The organism is Streptomyces toyocaensis (assembly GCF_000725125.1).
Taxonomy (GTDB): Bacteria; Actinomycetota; Actinomycetes; order Streptomycetales; family Streptomycetaceae; genus Streptomyces; species Streptomyces toyocaensis.
Genome location: NZ_JFCB01000026.1, coordinates 40,588 through 51,841 on the forward strand (window position 1 = coordinate 40,588; position 11,254 = coordinate 51,841).

Genomic DNA, 11,254 nt, shown 5'->3' on the forward strand with positions numbered 1-11,254 from the left:
GAAGGGGCAGCTTTCTATGTCGGTGATCCGACCTTGTCGACAATGCCCGCCCTGCCCTCGGCACGGGCGCAGTGGGCGCCACAGAACCAGTGACCGTCTGCCTCGACACCCTGGCCGATGATCTGCACCCGGCAGTGCTCACAGATCGGGGCCATACGGTGAATCGCACACGCGAACGAATCGAAGACGTGGCGAGCACCGTCCCGGGTCTCCACGGTGAACGCCAGCGCGTAGTCGTTTCCGCACACTTCACAACGTGCCATAAGCAGCATGGTCAGCCGCCGGGAAGGCACTCGCAAGCTGACACACGGGATCAGGGCGTCGAGGCTGCGCCCGCGCGGAGGGAAAGGCGGGCGTCCTCGACCGGGCGTGAAAGGACGTACCCGCCTGAATGCACCCCGCGACCGAGTTGTACGGTCGTGTGGTGCACCGCTTTCTGTTGTCCCGCCAATGGGTGATCATCACACTGGTGGCCCTGATCCTCGTCCCCACGATGATCTGGCTGGGCACCTGGCAGATGGACCGCTACGGGGAACGCTCCGCCCGTAACCGGCTCGTGGCCGACGCGCTGGCCGCCGATCCGGTGCCGGTGGAGCGGCTGGCCGCGCCGGGAGATGCGGTGACCCGCGCCGAGCGGTACCGCACCGTGACCGCCGAGGGCCGCTTCGACACGGACGACGAGGTCGTCGTCCGCCGCCGCACCAACGCCGACGACAAGGTCGGCTTCCACGTCCTCACCCCCTTCGTCCTGGACGACGGCGGGGTGCTGCTCGTCAACCGCGGCTGGATCCCCGCGGACGGGCCGAGCCAGACCACGTTCCCCGAGGTCCCCGCACCGCCGCGCGGCGAGATCACGATCAGGGGCCGGCTCATGCCCGACGAGACGACCGAGGCGAGCGGCATCAAGAACCTCGAGGGTCTGCCCGAACGGCAGATCATGCTGATCAACAGCGAGCAGGAGGCGCGGCGCCTCGGCGCCCGCGTCCTCGGTGGCTATGTGGCGCAGACGGCCCCCGAGCCCAAGGGCGGCACACCCGAGCCGCTGGGGAACCCCGGCAAGGAGAACGCGGCGCTGAACTACGCGTACGCCGTCCAGTGGTGGCTGTTCGCGGCGGCCGTGCCGGTCGGCTGGTTCGTCCTGGTCCGCCGGGAGGCCCGGGAGCGTGCGCGCGCGGCGGACGGCGGGACGGTCGCCGAGGAGAGCGAACCGGCGGCGGTCTAGGGCCGCGCCCCGGCCGGGTACACGCGCCGTGGCCGGGACTGTCCGCAGCGTGCTGTGACCTGCGCCGCTCTCCCGTGGCGCGGCGTTCTGTGCGAGAGTGGCGCACCGGTCGGACGGGTTGCGCCGCGTCCCGGAACGGACGTCCCACCGGGTCTGTCATCCGGACGGGCCGTCCGCGCAACTCTCCCCCGAGGGCACAGCACACCAAGGACGGTGATTCATGGCCGACGGCGCCATGACCGCGACGTTCCTCGCCGTGATCGGCGGGGCGTCGCTGCTCGCCGTCACCGCGCGACGGCTCCGGCCGAGCGGCAGACTGCCCTCGTTGGAGGGCTGGGCGCTCGCCGACCGGAGCCTCGGGGCCGGCTGGACCTGGCTGCTGCTCGGCGGGACGATCTACACGGCGTACACGTTCACCGCCGTCCCGGGCCTGGCGTACGGCAACGGCGCGCCCGCCTTCTTCGCCGTGCCGTACACAGTGATCGTCTGCCCGCTCGCGTTCGTGCTGCTCAGCCGGTTGTGGAGCGTGGCCCGACGGCACGGCTACATCACCGCCGCCGACTTCGTGCGCGGCCGGTACGGCTCGCCGTCGCTGGCGCTGGTCGTCGCGCTGACCGGCATCCTGGCGACGATGCCGTACCTGGCGCTCCAGTTGCTCGGCATCCGCGCGGTGCTCACCGCGGGCGGACTGTATCCGAGCGGTGCCACCGGGGACCTGGTGATGGTGGCCGTGTTCGCGGGGCTGGCCGTCGCCACCTACCGGCACGGGCTGCGGGCGCCCACCGTGATCTCCGCGCTGAAGGCGGTGGCGGTGTTCGTCTCGCTCACCGCCGTGTGCTGGCTGGTCCTGCGGCGCTTCGGCGGGTTCGGCGCGGTCTTCGACGGGGCGGCGCGCGCCCTCGGCGGCACGGACGCCGCCCACTCCCCGCTGCTGCTCACGCCGGAGCAGCAGCCCGCCTACGCCACCCTCGCGCTCGGCTCCGCCCTGGCCCTGCTGATGTACCCGCACGTGCTCACCGCCGGGTTCGCCGCCGACGGGCCGCGCACCCTGCGCAAGGTGTCGGCGGGGCTGCCCGCCTGGACCGCGCTGCTCGCCCTGTTCGGGTTCCTCGGCATCGCGGCCCTGGCCGCCGGGGTGCGGGCCCCCGAGGGCGGCGCCGAGGCGGCGGTGCCGATGCTGGTCGACCGGCTGATGCCGGGGCCGCTGGCCGGGCTCGTGTTCGGCGCGATCGTCGTGGGCGCGCTGGTTCCGGCGGCCGTGATGTCGATCGCAGCGGCGACCAGCTTCGTACGGAACGTGTACGTCGAGTACGTCCATCCGACGGCCACACCGAAACGGCAGGTACGGGTCGCCAAGGCGGTGTCGCTGACGGCCAAGGTCGGGGCAGTGGCGTTCGTGTTCGGGCTGCGCGACCAGGACGCGATCAACCTCCAGTTGCTCGGCGGGGTGTGGATCCTGCAGATCTTCCCGGCGGTCGCGGTCGGGCTGTACACGCGGTGGCTGCATCCGCGGGCGCTCCTCGCCGGGTGGGCCGCGGGCATGGCCGCCGGAACCTGCCTGGTGGTGCGGGAGGGATTCTCCTCGATCGTGCCGCTCGGCACCGGCACAGGACCGGTGGAGATCTACGCCGGGGTCGCCGCCCTGCTGCTGAATCTGACCGTCGCGGTGGCCGGCACCGTGGCCCTCGCACGCCTCGGCGTCCCGCGCGGCGCCGACGCCACCGACCTGCCGTCCCGCCTGACGGCCGGGCGACGTCCGGAGACGGGAGCGAACAACACGTGAGACGCAGACAACAGCACCGGACCACCCTGCCGCTCGCCCCGGCGCCGCCCCCGGCCGCGGCCGTGGCCGGACCGCCGGTCCCCGCCGTCACCGACGCGGCCGACCTGGAGCGGGAGGCCGGCGTCGCCCGCCTCTTCGAGCTGCACTACTCCTCGATGCTGCGGCTCGCCGTGCTGCTCGGCGCCGACGACCCGGAGAACGTGGTGGCCGAGGCGTACTACCAGATCTACCGCAAGTGGCGGCGGCTGAAGGACGTGGCGGCGGCGGAGGCGTATCTGCGCTCCACCGTCTGCAATCTGACCCGGATGCGGATACGCCACCTCCAGGTCGCCCGCCGGCACGAGGAGCATCCGCGGGGCCCGTCCGACGAGACCGTGGCCTCGGCGGAGAACACCGCGCTGCTCCACGACGACCAGCGGGTGCTGATCGACGCGCTCCAGCACCTGCCGGCCCGGCAGCGCGAGGCGCTGGTGCTGCGGCACTGGCTCGGACTGAAGGAGAGTGAGATAGCCGCCGCGATGGGGATATCCCGTGGTTCCGTCAAGACGCACACCTCGCGCGGCATCGCCGCGCTGACCCAGGCGATGGAGACCCGGCGATGAGGCATCACGATACGACTCCGTCGCGTGGCACCGACCCGGACCGCACGGACCACGACCGGGCCGAGCCGTCCCGTCCGCCGGGTGCGGAACGCACCGAACGGGAGCTGCGCGACGCCCTGCGGGCGCTGGCCGGCGGGGTGCTGCCGGACCCCGACGCCTACCGCACGGCGCGCGGTGAGTGGCTGCGCCGGGAACGCCGGCGGCGGCTCGTCCTCACCGTGCTCGTCGCCGTCGTCTTCGCGCTGGCCACGCTGATCGGCCTGTGGGTCCTCAACCAGGCTCCCTCGGACCCCGGTGTCATCTTCTCCGGCGACGGTGCCGCGGCGGCCGACGGTCCGTCATCCCCGCGGCCGGGGCCCTGATTGCGGCCCCCTTCGGCCGGGAACCCGCACTCCGTGCACCGTATCGAGGACTACGCGCTCATCGGCGACGAACAGACCGCTGCCCTGGTGGGCGCGGACGGCTCGGTCGACTGGCTCTGCCTGCCCCGCTTCGACTCGGCGGCCTGCTTCGCCCGGCTGCTCGGGGACGAGGACAACGGGCACTGGCGGATCGCACCGGCCGGTGCGGACCGGTGCACCCGGCGCTCCTACCGCGAGGACACCCTCGTCCTGGACACCGAGTGGGAGACCCCGCAGGGGGCGGTGCTGGTCACCGACCTGATGCCGCAGCGCCACGAAGCACCCGACCTGGTGCGGATCGTGCAGGGCGTACGGGGTGAGGTGACCGTCCGCAGCACGCTCCGGCTGCGTTTCGACTACGGCTCGGTGGTGCCCTGGGTGCGCAGGGAGGACGGGCACCGGGTGGCGGTGGCCGGACCGGACTCGGCGTGGCTGCGGAGCGTGCCGGAGGTGCCCACCTGGGGCGAGGACCGTTCCACCGTCTCGGAGTTCACGGTGAAGGAGGGCGAGCGGGTCGCGTTCGTGCTCACCTGGCACCCCTCCCACGAGCCGCGCCCCGCACTGGTCGACCCGTACTCCTCGCTGCGGCAGAGCGTGGAGGACTGGCGCGCCTGGGCGGCGCACTGCTGTTACGACGGCCCGTACCGGGACGCGGTCGTCCGGTCGCTGATCACGCTCAAGGCGCTCACCTACCGCCCGACGGGCGGCATCGTCGCCGCGCCCACCACGTCGCTGCCGGAGGAGCCGGGCGGGGTGCGCAACTGGGACTACCGGTTCTGCTGGCTGCGCGACTCGACGCTGACCCTGAAGGCGCTGCTGGCCGCCGGGTACCAGGGCGAGGCGGAGGCCTGGCGCAACTGGCTGCTCCGCGCGGTGGCCGGCGACCCGGCGGACCTCCAGATCATGTACGGGCTCGCGGGCGAGCGGCGCCTGCCGGAGTTCGAGGTGCCGTGGCTGTCGGGCTTCGGCGGCGCCACGCCGGTCCGGGTGGGCAACGACGCGGTCAACCAGCTCCAGCTGGACGTGTACGGAGAGGTCGTGGACTCCCTCACCCTGGCCCGGCGCTCGGGGCTGTCCGCGCAACCGGACGTGTGGGCGCTGCAGTCGGTGCTGCTGGAGTTCCTGCGCACGGCCTGGCGGCAGCCGGACGAAGGACTGTGGGAGGTGCGCAGCCGCCGCCGGCACTTCGTGCACTCCAAGGTCATGGTGTGGGTGGCCGCCGACCGCGCGGTGCGCGCCATGGAGGACGACCCGGACCTCGAGGGGGACCTGGACGGCTGGCGGGAGCTACGGGACGAGGTGCACCGGGAGGTGTGCGCCAAGGGGTACGACCCCGAGCGGAACACCTTCACGCAGTCCTACGGCTCGCGCGAACTCGACGCCGCGCTGCTGCTGATCCCCCGGGTGGGGTTCCTGCCGCCCGACGACCCCCGGGTGCTCGGCACCATCGAGGCGGTCCGCGCGGAACTGGGGCAGGACGGGCTGGTGCGCCGCTACACCCCGGACGCCGGTCCCGTCGACGGGCTGCCGGGACAGGAGGGCACGTTCCTGGTGTGCTCCTTCTGGCTGGCGGACGCCCTGCACATGACCGGGCGGACGAAGGAGGCACGCGCACTGTTCGAACGGCTGCTGGGGCTCGCCAACGACGTGGGTCTGCTGGCGGAGGAGTACGACCCGGTCGGCGGCCGGCTGCTGGGCAACTTCCCGCAGGCGTTCAGCCACATCGGCCTGGTGAACACCGCCCTCGCCCTGTTCACGGACGAGGGGGCAGGATAGGGACATGGATCTTGGACTGAAGGACCGGGTGTACGTCGTCACCGGGGCGACCCGCGGGCTGGGCCACGCCTGCGCGCGGGAGCTCGTCACCGACGGCGCGAAGGTGGTCGTCACGGGGCGGGAGGAGGAGTCCGTCGCTCGGGCGGCGTCCGCGCTGGGGCCGCACGCGGCCGGGGTGGCCGTCGACAACGCCGACCCTCAGGCGCCGGCGCTGCTGATCGCGACCGCGCGGGAGCGGTTCGGGCGCTTCGACGGCGTCCTCGTCAGCGTCGGCGGGCCACCGCCGGGCTTCGTCGCCGACACCACCGACGAGCAGTGGCAGTCGGCGTTCGAGACGGTGTTCCTGGGCGCCGTGCGGATGGCCCGGGCGGCCGCGGCCGAGCTGGGCGAAGGGGGTGTCATCGGATTCGTGCTGTCGGGGTCGGTGCACGAGCCGATCCCCGGACTGACCATTTCCAACGGGCTGCGGCCCGGGCTGGCCGGGTTCGCCAAGTCGCTGGCGGACGAGCTGGGGCCGCGCGGGGTGCGGGTGGTGGGGCTGCTGCCGGGGCGTGTCGACACGGACCGGGTGCGGCAACTGGACGCGATGTCCGCGGACCCCGAGGCCACACGGCAGGCCGCGGAGTCACGTATTCCGCTGCGGCGGTACGGGACGCCGGAGGAGTTCGGGCGGACGGCGGCGTTCCTGCTGTCGCCAGCGGCGTCCTACGTGACCGGCGTGATGCTGCCGGTGGACGGCGGTTTCCGGCACGGGTTCTGATCAACGGGTCAGCCGACGCGTTGCGGGCCGTGTTTCACCGCGCGCAGGCGGGCCTCGGTCGGGAGGGCGGTCAGGCCCGCCGAGTCGCGGGCGTGGGTCAGGGCGCCCGTGGCGAGGGTGTGCAGGGCGGTGCCCGGGTCCACATGGGGTTCCAGGGTGAGGCGTACCCGGGTTCTCGGGCTGCTGCGGCGGCCGGTGAGCAGGACGCGGGCCTGCGCGACGCCGTCCAGCCGGTCCGCCTCCTCGGCGAGGACGTGCTCCAGGGCCCGGCCCCGGAGTGCGGCGCCCTCCCCGTCGCCCGTGTCGACCAGGATCTCGGTCAGGCGCCGCCGGCGCAGGACCGCGACCAGCCACCACAAGCAGAGCAGGACCACGACCGCGAGCGCGGCGATGACGACCGGCCACCACCAGCCCTCGTCCCGCCACCGGGTCCGCTCGGCCTCGCTCAGCAGGACGTCGTGCCGCCCGTGGTGCAGCCACCAGGAGGGCGCCGGCGCGCCCAGCCCGATCGCCAGCACGGACCCGCCGAGACCGATCAGCACCAGGCCCGCGATCGCGAGCAGTACGCGGTTGACACCTCTGAGCACCGCTACCGTCCCTTCTTGCCGGGTCGCCGCACGCGCAGCGACAGCCTGGGCGGCCGGGCCAGGCCCAGTCCCTCGACCGCGTCCTCGAGCACCGCGGTCATGTCCGCCCGCACATCGCCCAGTTCGCGGAAGTGCGACTCCGCGCGGACATCGGCGCGGGCGCGCCCCACCCTGACCCGCACCGACTGGACGCCGGCCACCTCCACGGCCCGGTCCCGCAGCACCGTCGCGGCGGCGTCGCGGTCCAGTCCCGCGCGTACGTCGGGATGGGAGCGGCGCATCGGGAGCAGGGAACGCAGGCCGGGCGTCACCGCGAGCAGGAACAGCCAGAGTCCGAGCGCGGCGGCGACGGCGGCGCCGGTGAGCACCCAGACGTCGTCCAGGGGCCGTTCGGCGAGTTGCCGGGCCAGCTCCCGGCGCCAGCTCATCCCGGCACGGCCGGCGCGCACCGCGACGATGTCGTACAGGAACGCGCCCGCGATCACCAGGGTCACCAGCGCGAGCACGCCGGCGGGGACCCGTCGGGCCGACCAGAAGCGCCGCTGCCCGCCGTCGCTCCCGCCGTCCCCGCCGGCTCCGTCACCGGCGGGCGGGGGACTCTTCTCCAGGACCGTGCCCCGGAGTTCGCTCATCGCGTCCTCCCGGGGCCCGCGCCGGGCGCGGCCGCCAGGTGCAGCCGCTCCACCTGGACGACGACCTCCGGCACGGCCATGCCCGCCAGGGAGCGCACCCGGTCGACCACCCGGCGCCGCACCTGTGCGCACCGGCCGCCGATGTCGCCCGGGTAGACCAGTTCGACGTGCACGCGCACCCGGGCGGTGTCGTGGTGCACGGCCACGCTCGCGTGCGGTGGTGCGGCGCCGGGCGGCAGGACGCCGACCGCCTCACGGGCGGCCTGCGAGGCGATCTTCGCGACCACCCGGTCGGCGATCCTGGTCGCCCCGCGCTCGCCCGGCGCGACGGCGGCGGGGCTCCCGCCGAGTCCGACGGTTCCCGTGCTCACGGTCGTCACCGCCGCCGCTCGCCGCGGGAGCGGAAGAAGTCGCCGGGTTCCAGGTCCCCCTCGAGGAACCGCCCGACGACGAAACCGACCGCTCCCAGGGCCGCCACCAGCAGGAAGGCCCCGAATCCGCCGAAGTATCCGGCGAAGCCCAGCGCCATGCCGGCGATCATGCCGACCACTGCTGTGTTCATGGTGCGCTCCTCCGCTCACCCGGCCTCACTGGAGGCGGCTCTCCGGTTCCTCGTCCTCCTCGTCGGGGAGCTTCACGTCGCTCACCGCGATGTTGACCTCGACCACTTCCAGGCCGGTCATCCGCTCGACCGCGGCGATGACGTTCTCCCGGACGTCCCTGGCGACGTCGGCGATGGACACGCCGTAGTCGACGACGATCTCCAGGTCGAGCGCGGTCTGCACCTCGCCGACCTCGGCCTTCACGCCGCGCGTCACCGACTTGGAGCCGCCCGGCACGCGGTCGCGTACGGCTCCGAAGGTCCGCGACAGCCCGCTGCCCATCGCGTGGACACCGAACACGTCCCGGGCGGCCATTCCGGCGATCTTCTCCACCACGCCGTCGGCGATGGTGGTGCGGCCGCGGGTGGCGGGGTCACCGCCGCCGCGCCGGGTCCCCTGACCCTTGCGCGCGCTCTCCACGGGGTTCTTCTCGGCGTCGGGGGCCCGTACCGGGCCTCCCTCGGTCCTGTCGGTCATCGCCGTACGTCCCTTCGGTCGTCCTCCTTCGACAACCGTAAGCACGGTTGCCCGGCACCGCGCCAGGAATACGGCAGGCTGGGGGAGTGACGGCGGACCGATGGACGCAAGCGGTACGGCAACAGGTGGGGCTCGGCAGGATCGTGCCCCTGGGAGGACCGCGCGACGGCGCGTGGATCGCGGAGCGGGCGGCGGCGGTGCTGCTGCGGCGCGCGGCGGCGCGGGCCGCGCCCGGCGTGCGCTTGGACGGCCTGCGGATCGGGCGCGCACACGGCCCGCGGGAGGAGGTGGGCGAGCCGGTCGTACCGGCCCCGCCGAGCGCGTTGCCGCCGGGCCCGCTGCGGCTGGCCGCGGAGTTCGCGGCCACGGCGTCCCGGCCCCTGCCGGTCACGGCGTCGCTGCTGCGGACGGCGCTGGCCGAGGCGGCGGTGGAACGGATCGGGCTGGCCGTCACCCAGGTGGACCTGCGGGTGACGGAGTTGCTGGACACGGAGCCGTCGGCGCAGCCCGAGGCGCCGGTTCGGGAACCCGCCTCCGAGCCGCCGGGGCCCGGCGGCTCGGAGGCCGGACGGATCGCGGCAGCCGCGCTCGCCGTCCCGGGGGTGACCCGGCTGACGGGGACGCCGGGGCGCCCCGTCAGCCTGTCCGAGCACCCGGGCGGGGCGGCCCTGCCCCACCGTCACGCGCGCGTGGACCTCGCCGTCCGGTCGGATCACCACCCCCTGGAGGTGGCCCGGGCGGTCCGCACGGCCGTGGGGGCGTCACTGCCGGACCGGCCGACGGTCGCCGTCCTGGTGACGGCACTCGACTGACCGGCCGCGCACCGGCACGGGCGAGCGGTGCCGCCCGCCCCACGCGTGAGGGGCCGGGCGCCCCGTTCATCCAGGCGGGCCACGCCGTACCGTCCCGGCGTCGCCGTGGCCCGGCACGGCCGGACATCGGGCAGCGTCACTCCTGCTGCCGGGCTCCGGCCGCCCCCGGACGCCAGGACCCACCACCGGCGAACTCCTGGCACCCACCGGACACCAAGACCCGCCACCACCGAGATCCCAAGACCCCGCCGGGACGCCGGAACCCGCCACCACCGAGGTGCCAGGCGCCCGCCCGGACGCGGGGACCGCCGGTGGCGGGCAACGGGCAGCGCCGCTCCGAGGTGCCGGGACCGGGCGTCGTCCGTCCGCTATTCGCCGAGACCGGCCAGGTCGCGCAGGCGGCGGGCCTGGGCCGCGCGTTCCGCCGCGCGCTGCTCCTCGTAGCCGCGGTCCCGGGCGCCGCGCAGGAGCGCCTTGGTCTCGATCACGGCGTTCCGGGGGGCGGCCAGCAGCGCCGCGGCGAGGTCCTGGACGGTCGCGTCCAGGTCGGCGGCGGGCACGGCGAGGTTGGCCAGGCCGGTGTTCACGGACTCCTCGGCCGTGACGAAGCGCCCGGTGGCGCAGATCTCCAGCGCGCGGGCGTAGCCGACGAGGCTCACCAGGGGGTGCGTGCCGGTCAGGTCGGGGACGAGACCGAGGCTGGTCTCGCGCATGGCGAACTGCACATCGTCCGCGACGACGCGCAGGTCACAGGCGAGGGCCAGCTGGAATCCGGCTCCGATGGCGTGTCCCTGCACAGCGGCGACGGACACGATGTCGCTGCGCCGCCACCAGGTGAAAGCCTCCTGGTAGACGGCGATGGTGGCGTCCAGCTCGGCGTCGTCAGCGCGCGCGAGGTCGATGAACGACGGCTCGCCCTCGATCCCCTCGGGCGTGAGCATCTGCCGGTCGAGGCCGGCGGAGAAGGACTTGCCCTCCCCGCGCAGCACCACGACCCGGACCGAGCCGGGCAGCAGCCGGCCGGCCTCGGTCAGCGCCCGCCACAGAGCGGGGCTCTGCGCGTTGCGCTTGGCGGGGTTGGTCAGCGTCACCGTGGCGATCGCGTCGTCGACGGTGAGCCGTACGCCGTCCTTGTCGAGTACCGGACCGAGGTCCTGGGCGGACGAAGCCATGGGGCGCCTCCGATGGGTGCGGTCATCTAAGTGACTGCACAGTAACCACCCGGCCGGCCGGTTGCCCGCCCGGGTGGTCACCATCGGGTTCCCGTGGCGCCGGGGTCAGGCCGAAGGGGCCTTTTTGCCCCGTGTCGCCCCGCCACGCCCTCGGAGCGTGACACCCGATTCGCTGAGCATGCGGTGCACGAAGCCATACGAGCGGCCGGTCTCCTCGGCCAACGCCCGGATGCTCGCACCGGCGTCGTACTTCTTCTTCAGGTCTGCCGCGAGCTTGTCGCGCGCGGCGCCGGTCACCCGGCTGCCCTTCTTCAGAGTCTCGGCCACCCGTGCCTCCTCATGGGAAGTGCGCTCTGGTCTCCTCATGATCACCCCTCCCGGCCCTCATGGCCACCCATTCGGCAAGGTCGATGAGACAAGATGGTGAC

General features: G+C 73.9%; 15 protein-coding genes. 7 read left to right on the plus strand and 8 right to left on the minus strand.

Features of this window, described 5'->3' with window-relative positions:
* Positions 1–14: 14 nt before the first annotated feature.
* Positions 15–263, minus strand: a complete 249-nt coding sequence (locus tag BU52_RS34005; RefSeq protein WP_078903428.1) for a hypothetical protein — start codon at positions 261–263, stop codon at positions 15–17.
* Positions 264–424: 161 nt separating this feature from the next.
* Here BU52_RS34005 and BU52_RS24265 point away from each other — a divergent pair, with 161 nt between their 5' ends.
* The 6 genes from BU52_RS24265 (at position 425) to BU52_RS24290 (ending at position 6,544) form a co-directional block, all read left to right on the plus strand.
* Entirely contained in the window at positions 425–1,222 is a 798-nt protein-coding gene (locus BU52_RS24265; RefSeq protein WP_235216410.1) for an SURF1 family cytochrome oxidase biogenesis protein, read from the plus strand.
* A gap of 220 nt (positions 1,223–1,442) precedes the next feature.
* Positions 1,443–3,005, plus strand: coding sequence for a sodium:solute symporter family protein (locus BU52_RS24270; RefSeq protein ID WP_037937977.1), 1,563 nt, complete (start codon positions 1,443–1,445; stop codon positions 3,003–3,005).
* Entirely contained in the window at positions 3,002–3,607 is a 606-nt protein-coding gene (locus BU52_RS24275) for a sigma-70 family RNA polymerase sigma factor (protein ID WP_037937979.1), read from the plus strand. The genes BU52_RS24270 and BU52_RS24275 overlap by 4 nt, the downstream gene beginning before the upstream one ends.
* On the plus strand, positions 3,604–3,969 hold the full coding sequence (locus BU52_RS24280) for a hypothetical protein (RefSeq protein WP_037937980.1): 366 nt from the start codon (positions 3,604–3,606) through the stop codon (positions 3,967–3,969). The genes BU52_RS24275 and BU52_RS24280 overlap by 4 nt, the downstream gene beginning before the upstream one ends.
* Before the next feature lie 33 nt (positions 3,970–4,002).
* A complete protein-coding gene (locus tag BU52_RS24285; protein WP_037937981.1) occupies positions 4,003–5,784 on the plus strand; it encodes a glycoside hydrolase family 15 protein in 1,782 nt (593 codons plus the stop codon).
* 4 nt (positions 5,785–5,788) lie between these two features.
* Complete coding sequence (locus tag BU52_RS24290) at positions 5,789–6,544, plus strand: SDR family oxidoreductase (RefSeq protein WP_037937982.1); 756 nt, start codon at positions 5,789–5,791, stop codon at positions 6,542–6,544.
* Positions 6,545–6,552: 8 nt separating this feature from the next.
* Here the strand turns inward: BU52_RS24290 and amaP are convergent, their stop codons facing one another.
* From amaP to BU52_RS24315, 5 genes are read right to left on the minus strand one after another with little or no spacing between them, the layout of a single operon-like run.
* Positions 6,553–7,131 (minus strand): alkaline shock response membrane anchor protein AmaP, encoded by a 579-nt coding sequence (gene amaP, locus BU52_RS24295; protein WP_037937983.1) that lies wholly within the window; start codon positions 7,129–7,131, stop codon positions 6,553–6,555.
* Positions 7,132–7,133: 2 nt separating this feature from the next.
* Complete coding sequence (locus BU52_RS24300) at positions 7,134–7,763, minus strand: DUF6286 domain-containing protein (RefSeq protein ID WP_037937984.1); 630 nt, start codon at positions 7,761–7,763, stop codon at positions 7,134–7,136.
* Positions 7,760–8,143, minus strand: coding sequence for an Asp23/Gls24 family envelope stress response protein (locus tag BU52_RS24305; protein WP_037937986.1), 384 nt, complete (start codon positions 8,141–8,143; stop codon positions 7,760–7,762). Before BU52_RS24305 ends, BU52_RS24300 begins: the two co-directional genes overlap by 4 nt.
* Positions 8,140–8,325: a hypothetical protein gene (locus BU52_RS24310; protein ID WP_037937988.1), complete on the minus strand. Its 186-nt coding sequence runs from the start codon at positions 8,323–8,325 to the stop codon at positions 8,140–8,142. Before BU52_RS24310 ends, BU52_RS24305 begins: the two co-directional genes overlap by 4 nt.
* 25 nt (positions 8,326–8,350) lie before the next feature.
* Complete coding sequence (locus BU52_RS24315; RefSeq protein ID WP_037937990.1) at positions 8,351–8,842, minus strand: Asp23/Gls24 family envelope stress response protein; 492 nt, start codon at positions 8,840–8,842, stop codon at positions 8,351–8,353.
* An 86-nt stretch (positions 8,843–8,928) separates the two neighbouring features.
* On the opposite strand from BU52_RS24315, the gene BU52_RS24320 reads away from it, so the two are divergent.
* Positions 8,929–9,654 (plus strand): hypothetical protein, encoded by a 726-nt coding sequence (locus BU52_RS24320; RefSeq protein ID WP_037937992.1) that lies wholly within the window; start codon positions 8,929–8,931, stop codon positions 9,652–9,654.
* A 368-nt stretch (positions 9,655–10,022) separates the two neighbouring features.
* On the opposite strand, the gene BU52_RS24325 is transcribed toward BU52_RS24320, so the two are convergent.
* Both BU52_RS24325 and BU52_RS24330 read right to left on the minus strand, forming a co-directional pair.
* The gene (locus tag BU52_RS24325; protein ID WP_037937994.1) at positions 10,023–10,826 is read right to left on the minus strand and encodes an enoyl-CoA hydratase/isomerase family protein; all 804 of its coding nucleotides are present in this window, start codon (positions 10,824–10,826) and stop codon (positions 10,023–10,025) included.
* Between the two features lie 105 nt (positions 10,827–10,931).
* Complete coding sequence (locus BU52_RS24330) at positions 10,932–11,153, minus strand: helix-turn-helix domain-containing protein (protein ID WP_029385158.1); 222 nt, start codon at positions 11,151–11,153, stop codon at positions 10,932–10,934.
* Positions 11,154–11,254: the final 101 nt, after the last annotated feature.